General features: G+C 35.7%; 15 protein-coding genes and 2 tRNA genes. 5 read left to right on the forward strand and 12 right to left on the reverse strand.

Annotated elements, in window-relative coordinates; genetic code table 11:
• Positions 1-180 precede the first annotated feature (180 nt).
• Both DLK05_RS10340 and DLK05_RS10345 read right to left on the reverse strand, forming a co-directional pair.
• Positions 181-576 carry a hypothetical protein gene (locus tag DLK05_RS10340; RefSeq protein ID WP_127343935.1) on the reverse strand — a complete coding sequence of 132 codons (396 nt, stop codon included), beginning with the start codon at positions 574-576 and terminating at the stop codon, positions 181-183.
• 3 nt (positions 577-579) lie between these two features.
• Positions 580-1,155 carry an RNA polymerase sigma factor gene (locus tag DLK05_RS10345; protein ID WP_127343936.1) on the reverse strand — a complete coding sequence of 192 codons (576 nt, stop codon included), beginning with the start codon at positions 1,153-1,155 and terminating at the stop codon, positions 580-582.
• A gap of 580 nt (positions 1,156-1,735) precedes the next feature.
• On the opposite strand from DLK05_RS10345, the gene DLK05_RS10350 reads away from it, so the two are divergent.
• Positions 1,736-2,107 carry a hypothetical protein gene (locus tag DLK05_RS10350; RefSeq protein ID WP_127343937.1) on the forward strand — a complete coding sequence of 124 codons (372 nt, stop codon included), beginning with the start codon at positions 1,736-1,738 and terminating at the stop codon, positions 2,105-2,107.
• A 137-nt stretch (positions 2,108-2,244) separates the two neighbouring features.
• Here the strand turns inward: DLK05_RS10350 and DLK05_RS10355 are convergent, their stop codons facing one another.
• The 8 genes from DLK05_RS10355 to DLK05_RS10385 all read right to left on the reverse strand — a co-directional run bounded on the left by DLK05_RS10355 (position 2,245) and on the right by DLK05_RS10385 (position 13,098).
• The gene (locus tag DLK05_RS10355) at positions 2,245-4,029 is read right to left on the reverse strand and encodes an acyl-CoA dehydrogenase FadE (protein WP_127343938.1); all 1,785 of its coding nucleotides are present in this window, start codon (positions 4,027-4,029) and stop codon (positions 2,245-2,247) included.
• A 101-nt stretch (positions 4,030-4,130) separates the two neighbouring features.
• Entirely contained in the window at positions 4,131-5,306 is a 1,176-nt protein-coding gene (locus DLK05_RS10360) for an acetyl-CoA C-acyltransferase (RefSeq protein WP_209319827.1), read from the reverse strand.
• Positions 5,307-5,354: 48 nt separating this feature from the next.
• Entirely contained in the window at positions 5,355-7,754 is a 2,400-nt protein-coding gene (locus DLK05_RS10365) for a 3-hydroxyacyl-CoA dehydrogenase/enoyl-CoA hydratase family protein (RefSeq protein WP_209319828.1), read from the reverse strand.
• A 93-nt stretch (positions 7,755-7,847) separates the two neighbouring features.
• A complete protein-coding gene (locus DLK05_RS10370; protein WP_209319829.1) occupies positions 7,848-9,623 on the reverse strand; it encodes an AMP-dependent synthetase/ligase in 1,776 nt (591 codons plus the stop codon).
• A gap of 282 nt (positions 9,624-9,905) precedes the next feature.
• Entirely contained in the window at positions 9,906-10,868 is a 963-nt protein-coding gene (fmt, locus tag DLK05_RS10375) for a methionyl-tRNA formyltransferase (protein WP_235831987.1), read from the reverse strand.
• 1 nt (position 10,869) lies between these two features.
• Complete coding sequence (locus tag DLK05_RS17520; protein ID WP_209319830.1) at positions 10,870-11,040, reverse strand: DUF5522 domain-containing protein; 171 nt, start codon at positions 11,038-11,040, stop codon at positions 10,870-10,872.
• Between the two features lie 35 nt (positions 11,041-11,075).
• On the reverse strand, positions 11,076-12,545 hold the full coding sequence (locus DLK05_RS10380; RefSeq protein WP_127343942.1) for an LptF/LptG family permease: 1,470 nt from the start codon (positions 12,543-12,545) through the stop codon (positions 11,076-11,078).
• Positions 12,546-12,723: 178 nt separating this feature from the next.
• A complete protein-coding gene (locus tag DLK05_RS10385) occupies positions 12,724-13,098 on the reverse strand; it encodes an START-like domain-containing protein (RefSeq protein WP_127343943.1) in 375 nt (124 codons plus the stop codon).
• A gap of 328 nt (positions 13,099-13,426) precedes the next feature.
• Between DLK05_RS10385 and DLK05_RS10390 the strand changes: the two genes are divergently transcribed.
• From DLK05_RS10390 to tsaA, 4 genes are all read left to right on the forward strand, one after another.
• Positions 13,427-13,500: transfer RNA gene (locus tag DLK05_RS10390), tRNA-Met, on the forward strand.
• Positions 13,501-13,707: 207 nt separating this feature from the next.
• Positions 13,708-13,781, forward strand: a tRNA-Met gene (locus tag DLK05_RS10395).
• Between the two features lie 122 nt (positions 13,782-13,903).
• On the forward strand, positions 13,904-14,410 hold the full coding sequence (locus tag DLK05_RS10400; protein ID WP_127343944.1) for a DUF4494 domain-containing protein: 507 nt from the start codon (positions 13,904-13,906) through the stop codon (positions 14,408-14,410).
• A 143-nt stretch (positions 14,411-14,553) separates the two neighbouring features.
• Complete coding sequence (gene tsaA / locus DLK05_RS10405) at positions 14,554-15,039, forward strand: tRNA (N6-threonylcarbamoyladenosine(37)-N6)-methyltransferase TrmO (protein WP_127343945.1); 486 nt, start codon at positions 14,554-14,556, stop codon at positions 15,037-15,039.
• 44 nt (positions 15,040-15,083) lie between these two features.
• Here tsaA and hemH read toward each other — a convergent pair whose 3' ends face one another.
• Positions 15,084-16,097, reverse strand: a complete 1,014-nt coding sequence (gene hemH / locus DLK05_RS10410) for a ferrochelatase (protein WP_127343946.1) — start codon at positions 16,095-16,097, stop codon at positions 15,084-15,086.
• A 126-nt stretch (positions 16,098-16,223) separates the two neighbouring features.
• On the reverse strand, positions 16,224-17,120 hold the full coding sequence (gene hemF / locus DLK05_RS10415) for an oxygen-dependent coproporphyrinogen oxidase (RefSeq protein WP_127343947.1): 897 nt from the start codon (positions 17,118-17,120) through the stop codon (positions 16,224-16,226).
• Between the last annotated feature and the right edge of the window lie 36 nt (positions 17,121-17,156).

A 17,156-nucleotide genomic window follows, 5' to 3' on the forward strand; every position in this document is an offset into this window, starting at 1 on the left:
TCTGTATATGGGCTTAAGCCTAATGTTTGTTGTTGAACGAGCATGATATTATTTTTCTAACAGGCTCTAAGATATTAAAAAAGCATCAAGCCAAAGAGTAATTCTTCGGTTTGATGCTTGATAGTATGTTACTTTTTCAGTGGCCTCCAATTAATACAGACTCTTTTTTAGATTATAATTTTACTCGCTAAGCTGATCCTTTGTTCTACTCAGTAAAACAGAATCAGCAAGTTGAATAGCAGTAATTATCAGTAATACAAAGGCAATTGGATATTTGAATTTCAAGGCCAGGTCAAGAAGTATATTTGCCTGATTCACCTTAAAATAGAACAATAATGCCACCGTAAATGCAAATATCACAATTAACCCAAGGCTCATCATCAAATGCTTGAGCAAAGACTCACGTATCGATTTCCGTTTTTCCACCACTTCAGTTACCTGGTTGGCAAAATCATGGGGAATGGAAACCTGAAACTCCTCCTGTAAACTCTCTTTCAGTAAATTATCGACTAGGATTTTTTCATCTGCCGTCCAATCGACAATGCTCTTTTCGAAATCTTTCTTCTGACGATGCATAATCTATGCTTTTTGTTTTTTAATATCAGCAATCAATTCACTCTTAAGCATTAATTCTTTAAGCATTTTGCGTGCTCTAAAAATATAATTTTTCACAGTGCCTTCCGGTAATCCGGTAATTTCAACTATTTCGTTGTATGTCATTTCTTCCAGATGGTATAAAATCAACACTGTTTTATAGGGCGCAGGTAAGCGATTTATCATTTGTTTCACCAAGTCTTTCAATTCCTTTTCTTCTACAATTTTCTGCGGATGATCTTCGGTAATCATATCCTCATGAATAAATTTCTTTTCCGAATCATCAATATCAGCTACAGCTTTTCGTTTTTTTGTATGATTAATCGCCACCCGATAAGCAATGGTGGCAATCCATGTTGATAACTTGGAATCACCTCTAAAGTCTGGCAATTTCTGATGTACCTTAATGAAAACCTCCTGACAAACATCCTCCAAATCTTCCTGTTGATTCAGTAAACGAGCAGCTACATGAAATACCAGTCGCTCATATTGCTTCACCAAAAACCGAAAGGCTTGGGGATTTCCATTACAAATTTGATGTATCAGCTCAGTTTCGTTCATTGTTTGATGGAGTAGACAAGCATTGTCGGCAATAGGTTGCAATAAATCTAATGAAAAATTATTTTTTTAATTGGGGCGTTCCCCTGCGGGTCGGGTCATTCGCTAATACTCCTCGTGCCTACACACTTTCCAAGCCTACTGCGGGGTAACCGCTTCTACCCCTAACGCGGTGCTGCCTTCCAATTCAGTAGTCCTAAAGATAGGATATTTTTCTGCTTATGTTTTTATAAAAACATGCTTACGTTTTCATCAAAACATGCTTATGTTTTTATAAAAACCTCAGTACGTTTTTTTAGACAATATTTTTCTAAGGAATTTTCTTTTATTGCTACCAAGTTTGGTCTTATTAAAGCTTTCTTAAAACGAAAGATATTTTAAAAAGATACCACTGTTCAAGCTACTTAAAAACAAGCCCTTTATAGTGTTATTAACCTGAGTTCGATAAAATAGGACATAGGAAAGGAAGCAACAATTGCAGGTTTAACTTTAGTTGTCAGAAAATAATTTAAACTTTTTGCAACATTTAAAAAGCTTGCTTGGTCTAATGGGCAAATCGAGTTCAAAACTAAAATTTAAGAATATGTCAATAGGAGATTTATTAATGGCAGCAGTGGTATTCTTCAGTATTATCACTTTCGTAAAAATAATATCATCGCATTTTTTAAAGCGGAAAATTATCAAATCAGGACATTTTGATAGAGCCGGAATTTTGGAACAGGATGCAGAAATAGAAGTGAAAAAGCAAGTGAAGTACGATCAGTATCCTGCTTTAAAATGGGGTTTAGTAGCCTTTTTCGGAGGAATCGGATTTATTGTGATGGAAGTTCTGGCAGTTTCAAATCCAATTTTTAAGCAATACGATAGCACGATGCCTTACGGGATATTTTTTGTTTCTGTAGCCATAGGATTTTTGTTATACTATGTTATTATGAGCAGAAAAGTAAAAGAGTAGGCACGCAAAAAGCTTTTAAATTCAATAGAAAAACATCCGGCTCCCGAAATATCGGGAACCGGATGTTTTTATTTGTGCCGCTGCTGAGTGGTGCTAATTTGTTTCAGCATATTATCAGGAAAATCAAGCCTGGCATATCAGAAACAATACCGGTTTTCTTCTATCAACTTTTTGGCAATAAGCCGGCGTTCCTCCTTACTGTTGAGCCCGCTGTGTTTGGTGAATCGTTTTAATCCCAAAAGGATCATTCTCAGCTCATCGCCCTGTGCAATGGAATTGGCAGCATCTTTGGCATTTTTGTGTATTCTGTCGGCGGCATCGTAGAAGAATACTTTACACATGGCAATTTGTTCTGAACAGTTTTCCAAACCTTTCAAGTCTATTCGTTTTTTCACTCTTAGCAGGAGCGATTCAGCCTGATAGCAATCTATAATGATGTCCGCAATATTCATGAGTATTTCCTGCTCATCGCTTAGTTTCTTCATAAATTTTTGAGCTGCTGCTCCGGTAATCAGTAAGGCACACTTTTTAAAGCCTAATATCAATTTGTCCTCCAAAGCAAGTAAACTGGTATTTTCTTCTCCAAATTCAGGAATCGACATTAATTCTTTCACCACATTTTTAGAGGCTGACAGCAGTGGCAATTCATTTTTGAAAGCTTTTTTCAGAAGATAATCAACAATCAGCATTCTGTTGATTTCGTTGGTTCCTTCAAATATGCGGTTGATACGGGAATCGCGATAAGCTCTTTCCATGGGAGCTTCGGTAGAATATCCCATTCCGCCGTATATTTGAACACCTTCATCTACTACGTAATCCAAAGCTTCGGAGCTGGCAACCTTTAAAATAGCAGCTTCGGCAGCAAATTCTTTTTGAGCTTGAATCACTGCTTTTTCTTTTAATAAGCCATCTTCCATCAATTGATGCATGCTGTTTTGTATGTCGTTACTACAACGATATATTGCGGATTCGATGGTGTAAATACGTATAGCTTGTTGTGCCATTTTGTACTGAATAGCGCCAAAATTAGCAAGGGGGTTTTTAAATTGAACCCGCTCATTGGCATAGCTTACAGTATTACTGATTACTTTTTTTGCAGCTCCCAAAACTGCTGCAGCTAGTTTAATTCTGCCATTATTGAGGATATTCAGAGCAATCTTAAAGCCTTGGCCTCTCTCGCCCAAAAGATTCTCTACCGGAATCTTACAATCTTCAAAAAACATCATACATGTGGAAGATCCTTTGATGCCCATTTTTTTCTCCTCTTGCCCGAGGGTAATTCCGTTAAAATCTTTTTCAATGATGAAAGCACTCAGGTATTTATCATCATTAATCTTGGCAAAAACAGTATAGATATCAGCAAAACCACCATTGGTAATCCACATTTTTTGTCCATTGAGTAGATAATGAGTTCCATCTGCAGACAGGCTTGCTTTACTCTTGCCTGAATTAGCATCCGATCCGGCTTCTGGTTCGGTTAGGCAATAAGCTCCTTTAAATTCTCCACTAGCCAATTTGGGTAAATATTTTTTTTTCTGATCTTCGGTGCCATAATACAGAATGGGCAGGCTTCCAATTCCTACATGAGCTGCAAATGCAACTGCAAAAGAACTGTAGGTTCCCATAACTTCTGTACTCAATATCGAAGTGTTCATATCCTGACCAAAGCCACCATACTCCTCGGGAATAGAAATTCCTAATAATCCCAGCTCTCCGGCTTTATCCATGAGTAAGGGCATTAATCCTTCCTTTTGACTGTCGATTTCATCTAGTAAGGGAAAGATTTCTTTCTCCTGAAAATCACGACAGGTATCCATGATCATTTTTTGTTCTTCGGATATTTCTTCCGGAATAAAAATATTCTGAGGATCGCTTTGCTGAACTAGAAATTGTCCGCCTTTTACAGTTTTTATCTTTTCCATATGATTTGTGTTTATGCAGGTTTAATTTATAGTAATGGTCAATGGTAATTAGGAACTTGTTTTTAATGTTATTTTAGTTTTTATATGGTATTTGAAGCTTGTTATAGTAACTCAAAAATTCCGGCAGCACCTTGTCCGGAACCCACGCACATGGTAACCATGCCATATTTTTGTTTTCGACGTTTCATTTCGTGCAGTAATTGCACCGAAAGCTTAGTGCCTGTGCAACCAAGAGGATGTCCCAATGCAATAGCTCCTCCGTTCACATTTGTGATTTCGGGGTTCATATTCAACTCTTTCATCACCGCTAAAGCTTGCACAGCAAAAGCTTCGTTCAATTCAAATTGCTCGATTTGATTCATGGAAAGGCCGGAAAGCTTTAAGACTTTTGGAATTGCCTCCACCGGACCAATGCCCATATGCTTTGGTTCAACTCCTGCCACAGCATAGGAAACAAAGCGTGCGATAGGTTGCACATTTAACTGTTTTAGCATTTTTTCGGATACAACAAGAACGAAGGCAGCACCATCTGAAGTCTGTGAGGAATTGCCAGCAGTAACACTTCCGCCCTGTGCAAATACCGGACGTAGTTTACTTAATCCCTCTATGCTTGTGTCTGCTCTCGGACCTTCATCTATACTTACCAAATGTTCCTTGGTGATCATTTTTTCATTTGAATTCATGATAGATTCCAATACTCTTATTGGTACTATTTCATCGGTAAAACGATTTTGGGCAATTGCCTCTAAGGCTTTTCGGTGCGAATGGTAGGAGAATTCGTCTTGCTCCTGTCGTGAAATATTGTATTTCTTTTGCAAGGCTTCTGCCGTAATTCCCATATTCCAGTACCAATCGGGGTGGGATTTAGCAATTCCCAGATTCGGAACCATTCGCCAGCCACCAATGGGCATCAGCGACATCATTTCTACACCACCAGCAAGAATGCAATTGGCCAATCCGGCTTCAATTTTCGAAGCTGCAATGGCAATACTTTCCAAACCAGAGGAACAATATCGGTTGACGGTCATTCCGGGAATACGGATATTATCGAGTCCCATTAAGGCAATCATTCTACCAATATTCAAACCTTGTTCTGCTTCGGGGGTTGCATTGCCAACAATCACATCATCAATCATCATCGAATCTAATTGTGGTATTTCTTCCATGATGTGTTGAACCACTTTAGCAGCAAGATCATCAGGTCTAATAAAACGTAATTTTCCTTTTTTTGCTTTGCCCACTGCGGTTCGGTAGGCGGAAACTATATATGCGTTCATAATTGTTGTTTTTCTGTTTAGTAAATGAATTTATTGATCAGGCTTTAATCAATTTCTTAAAATCTTTCCTTTTTGAAGCAGGCTTTGCATTCGCTCTAATGTTTTTTTCTGCTGACAAAGTTTCACAAAAGTCATTCGTTCTAAATTCAGAAGATAGTTTTCCGATACTTTTGTAGGAATGCTCAACTCACCACCACTCAACACTTTTCCCAATTCAATGGATAAGTATTTGTCGTATTCCGAGATGTAGTTGCCAACTTCCATACCGTCGGCACCAGAGTATACCAGAGCGAGACCTTCGTTTCCCAAAACAGTGATATTGGTAGTTCGAAGTGGAGGAGTATAGCCTTTTTCAAGCATTAATAAAGCGGTTTGTTTTGCGTAAGTCAATTGATGTTTTTTGCTGATAATTACTTCATCTACATGCTTGCGCAGATATCCTAAGTTAAAAGCTTCGTAGGCTGATGTGGAAACCTTAGCCTGACCAATACTCAGGAATTTATCGCGAAAGCGGTTGGTTCGAATATCATCGGGAGCCATCTCTTTAGAGAGACGATAAGCGAATTCTTTTGTTCCTCCTCCGGCAGGGATTACTCCTACTCCTAATTCTACCAAACCCATATAAGTTTCGGCATGAGCAATTACCTTATCAGAATGCATGCAAAGTTCACATCCACCGCCGAGTGTCATTCCATGTGGAGCGGCAATAACCGGTACCGATGCATATTTTAATTTCAGCATGCTATTCTGGAAAGTACGAACTACCATATCCAGCTCCTCAAATTCCTGTTCCACGGCGAGCATGAATACCAAGCCTATATTAGCACCAGCAGAAAAGTTTTCGCCTTCGTTGGAAATGATTAATGCTTTGTAATCTGTTTCTGCCAATTCTATTGATTTATTGATTCCCTGGATAATTTCACTTCCAATGGTATTCATTTTGGTATGAAATTCCAGATTGATGATGCCATCCCCCAGATTAATAATACTGCATCCCTCGTTGTGCCAGATGGTATTGGATGAACGAAGATTGTTGAGAAGTATAAGATTCTCTGTCCCCGGTATTACTCGATAATCATTCGTGGCAATATCAAAGAATTGTTTTTTACCTTTGTTTAATTGATAAAAGTTAAAATCCTGATCCGCTATTTTATATACCCAATCGGCAGCTTTATATCCTAATTCTTCCATAAGCGGAAGCGTATTTTTTAAACCGATGGCATCCCATATTTCAAATGGTCCCATCTCCCATGCAAATCCCGAACAGATCGCTTCATCTATCTTGTATATTTCATCAGAAATTTCTGGAATTCTGTTCGATACATAAGCGAATAATCCTAAGAATAACTTCTGATAAAAGAGATTAACTTTTCCTTTGCCCTTTAATAAAGCTTTAAACCTTTTATGCAGATGAGGAATAACTTTTACTGCCTCTAATTCGGCAAATTTTACACGTTGCCTGTTTTGATATTCAAACTTATTCAGATCCAAACTCAATATTTCACTTTTTCCATCTGCTTTGATCTTTTTATAGAAGCCTTGTTCTGATTTTGTTCCCAGCCATTGGTTCTCCAGCATTTTCTGTATGTAGGAAGGAATACGAAATGTATCTGCTTTTTCATCTTGGGCAAGTGTTTTTTGTAGATTTTGAGCTACCAAAACCAAGGTATCTAATCCTACTACATCACATGTTCTGAAAGTGGCAGATTTAGGTCTTCCAATAATCGGACCTGTTAGCTGATCTATTTCTTCTACCGTAAATTCAAATTCATCCAACAAATGAAAGACCGACATCATGGAATAAACACCAATTCTGTTAGCTATAAAGGCAGGAGTATCTTTACAAATCACCACCGATTTGCCAAGGAATCGTTCTCCAAAATCGCTTAAAAACTCAATTACTTCTCTTGAGGTTTTATCCGACGGAATTACCTCCAGTAATTTTAAATATCTGGGAGGATTAAAAAAATGAGTACCACAGAAGTTCTCTGCAAAATCTTCTGATCTTCCTTGCAATAATAATTGAATGGGAATACCCGATGTGTTGGTACTTATTAAAGATCCGGGTTTTCTGTGTTCCTCTATTTTGGAATACAAACTCTGTTTAATACTCAGATTTTCGATAATTGCCTCAATTACCCAATCGCAATCTTTAATTCGGTGTAAATCATCTTCGAAATTTCCGGTATGGATTCTCGAAACATAGGATTGTAGATATAAGGGAGCAGGCTTGTTCTTCACCATTTTTGCCAAAAGTTGATTCACCATGCGGTTTCTTACTTTGGGATGATTAATGGTGAGTCCCATCTGTTTTTCGGATTCATTTAATTCTTTTGCAGGCATATCTAAAAGGAGAACTTCCAATCCTATATTTGCAAAATGACAGGCAATTTGGGCACCCATTACACCAGCACCCAGAACAGCAACTTTTCTTATTTTACGGGTCATCATCTTTTTTTTTAGTGTGTGTATATAAAATCTTGTATCAGGTTTTATGTTTTTAGTTACATAAAGCAGAGCTAACATTTAAAAATGAAGTACTTATTGCTTGGAATATATCTCTTGAATGATCTGATCGTATTTTTCCTTTAACACTCTGCGTTTTAACTTTAAGGTTGGTGAAAGTTCTCCCGTTTCGGGAGTCCAGACATCGGCAACCAGCCTACTTATTTTAATTTTTTTAGGACGATCGAGGTTGACATTTGTTTTTTCTACCTCTGTCCAAATACGTTTTTGAATTCTTTCATTTCGAATGATTTGCTCTGGATTATCAAAGGCAATCTTTTTGCGTTTACAATACTCTTTTAAAAATTCAAAATCAGGAGATATGATAACAGATGGGAATCGTTTGGATTCACCAATTACAATATTTTGATCTATAAAAGGAGATTCTTTCAGAAGATTCTCTATTACTTGAGGAGCAATATATATTCCACCTGAAGTTTTAAATATTTCTTTTTTCCTATCAGTTATTTTCAAGAATTTATTGTCTTCCCAACAGCCAATATCACCAGTATGAAACCATCCTTCCGAATCGATCACTTCCTTTGTTAGTTCCGGATTTTTATAATACCCAATCATAACATTAGGTCCTCGAGCTAGAATCTCACCATCTTCTGCAATTTTAACTTCCACACCTTCCAGCACCGGGCCAACTGTTCCAAATCTTACATCAGGGTATGCGTTTTGGTTGGCTGCAATAATAGGAGAGGTCTCTGTTAGTCCGTAACCTTCCTGAACAGGTATTCCAGCAGCCCAAAACAAACGCTCCAACCGTACTTGCAATGCAGCTCCACCCGAGCACATGAACTGGATATTTCCGCCCAAAGCCTCCTGCCATTTTATGAAAATGAGTTTCCTTGCAATTTTCAATTTGAATTCGTACCACCAACCATTGGCGCCATTTAATTCATACTTTTGCCCGAGATTTACTGCCCAAAGAAAAATGGATTTCTTTGGAAAGGATAAACTCTTTCCTTTTGCCATGATTTTGTCATAAACTTTTTCAAGTAATCGGGGAACTGTGGCAAATCCATGAGGTTTGAGTTCTCGTAAATTATCACCAATAGTCTCCATGCTTTCGGCATAATAAATGCTAATTCCTTTGTATTGATATTGGTAATTCACCATTCGCTCATAGACATGATTGATCGGTAAAAAGCTCAAAGCTTTATGAGATGAATCCAGAATGAGATGAGCAGCAGATGCCAATACATTACTCATGAAATTTTGATGGGAAAGCATTACTCCTTTAGGATTCCCTGTAGTTCCTGAAGTATAAATGATGGTGAGTAGATCTTCAGGCTTAATGTTCTTTTTTATATCTACTAGTTCATGCTTGAACTTGTTTTCTGCTTTTGTTCCAGTATCCAATAAATTACTCCAGTGAGCAACGGATTTTATCTTATTAAAAGAATAAATAAATTGTACTGATGGATGTTCTTCGAGAAGAGGAGCAATTTTTTCATATAGAATGGAATCAGATATGAAAATGGCTAAAGGTTCACAATGACGAATAATAAAATCATAACTCTTTGCACTAATGGTCGGATATAAGGGAACATGAACAGCACCAATTTGTGCCAAAGCCATATCTACAAAATTCCATTCGGGACGATTATTGGAAATGGTAATTACCCGGGCTCCTTTGGTGAAGCCATTCTCTAATAAGGCATAACTGATTAGATTGCTGTATTCTATATATTGAGCTGTGGAATAGGTAATCCAATTTCCATTTTCTTTTTTTACAAAAGCATCGGTTTTAGCTAAGAAATATTTCCTGTAATTATCCAACAAGTCAAAAGTGCGTGTTACCATAGTCATAGATTTAAGGATGTAAGCAGGCGGTGCAGTTCAACAATACCATGTTAATTGTTAAGATGCAAAAAAAAGACAGTCTCTATTTCGAGATGAGAGGATGTATTGCAGTCAATATTTTATATCATTGATGTAGAATGATTCGATCTGATTTAGAGAATCATATTTCACTTACATAAAATTTACGAAAAGGATTCCGAAAATAAAAGAATAAATGATAGGAAGCATATTTTATTTGGCGAGCGAAAAAAAGGGAAGCTTTAAGTAGCTTCCCTTTGAATATTATAAATGATAATTGGATATTTGTTGAAATCCACGGAGAAAATCTTCTGTTTTCATTCGTTTCTTTCCAGATTGTTGCAATTCTGTAATGTTGAGGAATCCACCTTTTACTGCTACTTTTAAGTAAGATTTACCATCTGTAATCAATGTTCCAATTTTTTCAGAATGTTGATTTGGCTCTTTTCTTGAGCTAAAGATCTTTAATCCAATTTTTTTTCCTTCATCATTAGGTAATAATTCTGTCCAGGCGGCAGGATAAGGACTCAGACCGCGGATTAAATTATGTATGTTTGCTATATCTTTAGACCAATCTATTTTACAATCTTCTTTGAAAATTTTAGGGGCAGATTTTAATACTTCACTATTGGAATTGTAGTTTTCCTGAGGTATTTGCTTATAATCTCCGCACTCAATTGCTTGTATTGTTTTTACAACTAAATTGGCACCAACATTCATGAGTTTGTCATGAATGATTTCTACATTATCATTTTCTGCAATATCAATTTTTTCCTGAAAAAGAATGTTACCAGTATCAATTTCGTGTTGTAGTAAAAAAGTGGAAACACCTGTTTCTTTATCTCCATTTATGATTGCCCAGTTGATTGGTGCAGCACCACGATATTGCGGTAATAGAGATGCATGAAGATTTAAGGTTCCATATTTTGGCATATTCCAAACCATCTCCGGTAACATTTTAAAGGCAACTACCACTTGAATATCGGCTTTTAATTCCCTAAGAGCATTCAGGAACTCTTCATTTCTGAATTTTTCTGGCTGAAGAATGGGAAGTTCTTTTTGTACTGCAAATTTTTTAACAGCAGCTTCTTTCAGCTTTTGACCTCTTCCTGCCGGTTTATCCGGATTGGTAACCACACCAACTACATTACAACCAGCATTTATTAATGCCTCTAAGGGAGCTACAGCAAAATCGGGAGTTCCCATATATACAATTCGTAAACTCATGTTATTCCTCTTTTAAAGTTCGGTTTCCCTTGTTGTGTTTTGGAAAATAGGGACAATGCTTACAACCATTTCCACAGCAATACCCTCGTTCACTTAAATATTTCTTAGTTAGAATCCGATATCCTTGCGGACTCATATAATAGTCAATATCTGGCTTTAAATCATCAAACATATTTTTCTTAATTCATATAAATGGAGGCATAACTATTAGTTATCCGCAGAGGATTTCCTTTTAAGAAGTTGAAATGGATTCAATTTTTTTAAGAAATCGATATAATTTTCAATATTGAATAAGGTGGAATCAGTAGTTGCTTTATAGGTTAAAATGATTCCCAGAGGCATAATAATAATTGTAGATGTCCACATTCCCCAAAATGGTTGCATAACCAATTCTTTAGAAAAACGTTCTGCAGTCATTGAAATAATGTAATAAATAATAAAGAATAATACAGAAATTATCACAGGCATTCCAAGTCCGCCTTTGCGTATAATAGCACCTAAAGGTGCACCGATAAAAAAGAAAATTAAACATGCGAAAGATAAGGTGAATTTTCGATGCCATTCATTTTTGTATTTTTGAATCCATTTTGTACTGGCGATAAATTCCTGGTCTTTTCGTGAAACATTTTCTCTAGCTTTTCGCGCATAACTTAAAGCATTACTGATAGAAGTAAGCTTTTTATTTACACTCAATGAAGAAAATAAAGAATCCACATCTGAAGTCTTTGCTAATAATTTCTTTCGTTTGATGCTATCTGTTCTCAGGCTTTTCATTTCCTTTCGGAAATAGTATTTTGCAATTAGTGATTTCCCGAAGTTTTCTTTTTTCTTCAAAAGGCCATTTTCTAAAGAATCTTTTTGATTTTCCAGCTGAGTAAGATTTAGCATTCTGTAGCTATTCTTAAACTTGTCTTCATCGGTTCTATGCAATTCATTTCCAGGTAATGCAATACTGGTTCTGTATGCGCCAAATTTAATCCTTCGAAAAGGATGATGTTTATTTCTTCTTCTAATTTTTTGACGAACCTCCTCATAAATGTTTCCACTATAAAGTGTAAGATTCATCGTTAATTTATCTGCTGATGTAATCATGGTTCCGGAATCAGCAACAGTAACATTGGTGTTGCCACGATTTTCACGATGATCGTAAATTAACAGATCATACAACATACCGGATTGTTTATCTATTTTTCCAACTTTAATACTAAATTTTGGTAAGTCATTTGTGAAGATGCCTTCTTTGAGAATTAATTCAGGGTTTTGTCTTTTTATATCATATAGTAATGAACTTGTCTTAAGGGAGGCAATGGGCATTATATTATTGGAAAAGAAAAATGCTCCCAAACTGATTAAAATAACCAAAATTGTGAGAGGCTTCATAATTCTTTGAAGCGAGATTCCTGCAGCTTTCATTGCAGTTAATTCATAGTTTTCACCCATATTCCCGAATGCCATAATGGAAGCAAGAAGAATAGCAAGTGGAAGCGCCATAGGAACAAGGGTTGCCGAAACATAAAATAAGAATTCAGCAATAACTGTCCATTCTAATCCTTTTCCAACAAATTCATCGATAAACCTCCACAAGAACTGCATTAACAGCACAAACATACATATCAAAAATGTAAAAGCTAAAGGTCCTAAAAAACTTTTAAGAATAAAGGAGTGTAATCGTTTCATTGGGTAAAATATTGATTTAATAAGCTTTGATAGTTACCAATTTATATGCTACAAATTATAAGTATATCAGAACTAAATTATCATCTAAAAAATAAGACCAATAACGAAAAGAAACTGGTCTTAGAGCTTACAAAAATAAGCTATTTTTTCAGGATTTGAGGATAGGTGGTGCTAAAATTTATATACCCAATACATGCTTTAATTCGGCTATTTGTGAATCCCATAATTCGATGCTTTCATCAATTTCGTCTTCCTCAGCAAAATCAGTAATAATTAAGGATAGATCATTGGTAAGTGCATCTATTTCAAGACGAAATTCAAAATAAGCTTCCTCGTCCTCACTTTCTGTCCATTTAAATCGAACTAATCGATTATCCTTTTTAGTTAAGAGCTGCGCTTCCTGCTCTGATCCATCCCAAAAAAAAGTGAAATTTTTCCCTTTTTGATTCACATCATCGGCAAACCATTCGGATAAACCACTTGCTGTGCTTAATCTATCAAAAATAACTTTTTGGGAAGCTTGCAATACATATTCAAGTTCAAATTTTTTCATTTATTGGGGCTTATAATTGTTATATTAAAATCAGAAAATATGCAAAAACCATTAGAAATAAATACTGGTTTTTGGAATTTGTTAAGCGTAAATTTAAATTTTGTCGCAAGATACTCAAGAATAAGTAATTTAAAAAAGAGAATTACAAAGTTTAACCATTACCATATTGTTAATATTAAGAATTCTCACGGATAAATTGACCTTTATAAGGTAATGAAAATTTTAGACTTGATTATGCAAAAAGAAATTGCGAGTCCTAATAAAAAAATGGAAATTGATTTTTTATTAATGAAAAAGGATTTTATATTTGCACCGCATTAGAAAAATTGGCGAGGTAGCTCAGTTGGTTAGAGCGCATGATTCATAATCATGAGGTCGGCGGTTCAACCCCGCCTCTCGCTACTAAGGAAGAAACGAAATTGATTGGTTCAGTTTCGTTTTTTTTTGCATTAGAAATTGTTTTAGTTATATTAAAAAATATTAACAGGTGATAAATCTGTGATTGAGCGAGTTTGCATGGGACGAGAGTTTTTCTGAAAAGTTTTTTGTCCGAAAGATTTTTTATTAATGAAAAAGGATTTTATATTTGCACCGCAATCACGCAAAAATGGCGAGGTAGCTCAGTTGGTTAGAGCGCATGATTCATAATCATGAGGTCGGCGGTTCAACCCCGCCTCTCGCTACAAAAGGGAAATAAGGAAACTTGTTTCCCTTTTTTTATAAAAATATTTATCCAATTCGATAACTTAAAAGGGATTGGATATTTTATCTTTGCTATCCTTTAAAAAATTAAAATTTCTATATCATGACAAATAATTGGTTTGAATGCAAGGTGAAGTATGTTAAAATGGACGAAGTATCAGGAAAAGAAAAAAAAGTTTCTGCTCCCTATCTAGTAGATGCTATGTCTTTTACCGAAGCTGAAGCGAGAATACATAAAGAATTGGAGCAAATGATTAGCGGGGACTTTAATGTTACTAATATCAGTAAATCGAATGTAATTGAGTTATTCCCGAATGAGAATGGGGATCGTTGGTTTAAAGCTAAAGTTGCCTTTGTAGATGTTGATGAAGCTTCAGGAAAAGAGAAGAAAACCAATCAATACATGTTAGCAGAAGCTAATAACGTGAAGCAAGCCTACGAATTTTTGGAAGAGTGTTTGAGCGATATGATCGTTCCTTACGAGATTCCTGCAATTACCGAAAGTCCGATTTTAGATGTCTTTCCTTTTTTTAATGATGGCGAAGAAGCTATTCCTGAAAATTTAAAACCGATTTCAGAAATTGAATCCAACAGTAATGAATTTGAATAATTATTGATTGTTGATGTCAAAACGACAATTTACATTATAGAATTTTTGAGAGAGGTTGATCCGTTTATTCGGTTTCATCCTCTTTTTTTAGTGGATAAATTGATTAAATTTAGACTAATTTATTGTTCTTAAAAGATAAAAAAATGTCGAAGATTAGTTTTAAGCCAATAGGTATCATACATACCATTTTCCAAACTATTGAAAATATGCCCATACAACCGATGGGAGCAAAGGGTGTAAAAGCAAAAATTGTATTACAAGACGAATTTGCCTCTGGCTTAAAAGATTTGGAAGAATTTACCCATCTTATTTTAGTTTATCATTTTCATGAAGTAAAAGGATACAAGCTACGCGTTACTCCTTTTATGGATCAGGAAGAGCGTGGATTATTTGCAACAAGAGCTCCTCGTCGACCGAATGCTATTGGGATTTCTATAGTTCAACTCCTCGAGATAAAAGATAATGTCTTGTATATTGAAGATGCAGATATGCTGGATGGGACACCATTACTGGATATTAAACCTTTCTTTGCGGAATTCGATAATCGGGAAAACACAAGTTCTGGTTGGCTAGATCGAAAATGGGAAGAAAAAAATAGAAATTTAAAATCGGATGAGAGATTTAAATAAAAAAAGTAAGCTTAGGAATAAATTGAATTAACTTTTAAATGGCACTAGCTATTAATTACTAAATCTTTTAAGCATTGTATCCATTTGGGATGATCGTTCAGACTTTCAACAAGAACTAATTTTTCTCCTCCATTTTTTTTAAATAATTCCCGGTATTCAATTCCAATTTCAACCGTAGTTTCTAAACAGTCGGCAACAAATGCAGGGCTGAAGATCAAGAGATTTTTACTTCCATTTTTGGCTTGTTCTGTTACAATTTTATCTGAAAATGGTTCTAACCAATTTTTATTCAGGCGGGATTGGAAGGCAACGGTATATTTTTCTTTTGGGATGTTGAGTTTTTTGGCCAATAATCTACTGGTCTCAAAACAAGTAGCACGGTAACAAAAATAATCTGTTGAGCGATCATATTGTTCGTGACATTTACAATCTAAACAATTTCTGTCAGGATGAACTTTGTTGATTTGTCTTACAGGTAGTCCATGATAGGAAAAGACAAAATGATCGAATTTATTCAAATCATATTTTTGAGCTTTGTCTACGATCGTGTTCAGAAATCCATCATGGTCAAAAAATTGCTTGACAAATTTTATTTCCGGAATCACTTCCCAGGTTTTTATAATCTCCATCGTTTTTTCAAGAGTAGAGCCAGTAGTAGAAGATGCATAATGAGGATACATAGGAAGAATAATCAGCTTTTCGGGAATATCTTTTCTGATCTTTTCCAAAACCTTATTCATGGATGGTTGCTGATATCGCATCGCTAATTCCACTTTGAAATTTTCCTGTAACTCCGCTTGAAGTAGTTCTTTTACTTTCTCTCCATAAATCATAAGTGGAGAACCTTGCTTTGTCCAAAGTTTTTTATAGATTTTAGAGGATTCTTTTGCACGAAATGGAACAATAATGAGATTTACTAATATTTTCCGAAGTAACCAGGGAATATCAATAACCCTCCTGTCATTTAAAAACTCAAAAAGATAGCTTCGAACATCAGATACATTGGGACTTTTTGGTGTTCCAAGATTAAGAAGTAAAACGGTAGTTTTTTTGGGCATAGCTAATTTTGGATTAGACAAATTAACAAGGAGATATTGCCATTATATTTTCCAGATGAAAGTACAAAAATTTTCTCTTGAATAGTAATACAAATGGCTAGCTAAATTATTCGATGGCTCAGATTATTATTGCGAGATCCAATCTATTTCTTTTTTAAGCAAGTGTAAGGTTTGTTCCTCCTTCGAAGCTTTTTCAATAGGATATTCATACGTCCATTTCACCTCAGGTGGCATGCTAACCAAAATAGACTCGGTTCTGCCATTAGTATCCAGACCAAATTTAGTGCCTTTATCCATTACCAGATTGAACTCCACATATCTGCCTCTGCGATGTAATTGCCAATCTTTTTCTTGTGCAGAATAGTTTCTACTGGAATTCTGCTCCATAATATCACAGTATAAGGGAGCAAATAAATTGCCAATCTCCATCACAAAATCAAACAGCTGTTTTTTGCTTTGCCCGTTTGCACCATTTAAATGATCAAAGAAAATTCCTCCAATACCTCTGGTTTCTTTTCTAAAGGGAAGATAAAAGTAATCATCAGCCCAAGCTTTAAAGTTAGAATAGTACTCAGCATCGTATTTATCACATACTTCCTTCAGTTTTTGATGGAAATATTTGGCTTGCTTCCGATCAATATAAATAGGAGTAAGATCAATACCTCCACCAAACCAATAACTACCATCGGGCAGTTCGAAATATCGAACGTTCATATGAATAATAGGAACATGGGGATTTTCGGGGTGCATTATTAAGGATACTCCGGTAGCAAAAAATTCATCTTCCTGCAATTGCAACTTCTGCTTTATTTTCTCTGGCAGCTGACCATGCACTGCAGAAAAATTAACGCCGCCTTTTTCAATAATATTTCCGCCTTGAATTACCCGGCTTCGTCCACCACCACCGCCTTCACGCTTCCAGTTGTTTTCTGTAAACTTAGCTTTGCCATCGGTATTTTCGATGGATTTAGTAATTCTATCCTGTAGTTTCTTAAATGCTTCTGCGATCTGATTCTTTTGCATAGGTATTTCTGTTGTGCTGTTTGAGGAGGATACAAT

Origin of the sequence: Ancylomarina longa (assembly GCF_003996985.1) — a bacterium.
Lineage (GTDB): Bacteria > Bacteroidota > Bacteroidia > Bacteroidales > Marinifilaceae > Ancylomarina_A > Ancylomarina_A longa.

Coding starts and splice junctions, on each gene's coding strand:
- DLK05_RS10340 (WP_127343935.1), bottom strand. CDS start 576: ATGCATCGTCAGAAGAAAGATTTCGAAAAGAGCATTGTCGATTGGACG.
- DLK05_RS10345 (WP_127343936.1), bottom strand. CDS start 1,155: ATGAACGAAACTGAGCTGATACATCAAATTTGTAATGGAAATCCCCAA.
- DLK05_RS10350 (WP_127343937.1), top strand. CDS start 1,736: ATGTCAATAGGAGATTTATTAATGGCAGCAGTGGTATTCTTCAGTATT.
- DLK05_RS10355 (WP_127343938.1), bottom strand. CDS start 4,029: ATGGAAAAGATAAAAACTGTAAAAGGCGGACAATTTCTAGTTCAGCAA.
- DLK05_RS10360 (WP_209319827.1), bottom strand. CDS start 5,306: ATGAACGCATATATAGTTTCCGCCTACCGAACCGCAGTGGGCAAAGCA.
- DLK05_RS10365 (WP_209319828.1), bottom strand. CDS start 7,754: ATGACCCGTAAAATAAGAAAAGTTGCTGTTCTGGGTGCTGGTGTAATG.
- DLK05_RS10370 (WP_209319829.1), bottom strand. CDS start 9,623: ATGGTAACACGCACTTTTGACTTGTTGGATAATTACAGGAAATATTTC.
- fmt (WP_235831987.1), bottom strand. CDS start 10,868: ATGAGTTTACGAATTGTATATATGGGAACTCCCGATTTTGCTGTAGCT.
- DLK05_RS17520 (WP_209319830.1), bottom strand. CDS start 11,040: ATGTTTGATGATTTAAAGCCAGATATTGACTATTATATGAGTCCGCAA.
- DLK05_RS10380 (WP_127343942.1), bottom strand. CDS start 12,545: ATGAAACGATTACACTCCTTTATTCTTAAAAGTTTTTTAGGACCTTTA.
- DLK05_RS10385 (WP_127343943.1), bottom strand. CDS start 13,098: ATGAAAAAATTTGAACTTGAATATGTATTGCAAGCTTCCCAAAAAGTT.
- DLK05_RS10400 (WP_127343944.1), top strand. CDS start 13,904: ATGACAAATAATTGGTTTGAATGCAAGGTGAAGTATGTTAAAATGGAC.
- tsaA (WP_127343945.1), top strand. CDS start 14,554: ATGTCGAAGATTAGTTTTAAGCCAATAGGTATCATACATACCATTTTC.
- hemH (WP_127343946.1), bottom strand. CDS start 16,097: ATGCCCAAAAAAACTACCGTTTTACTTCTTAATCTTGGAACACCAAAA.
- hemF (WP_127343947.1), bottom strand. CDS start 17,120: ATGCAAAAGAATCAGATCGCAGAAGCATTTAAGAAACTACAGGATAGA.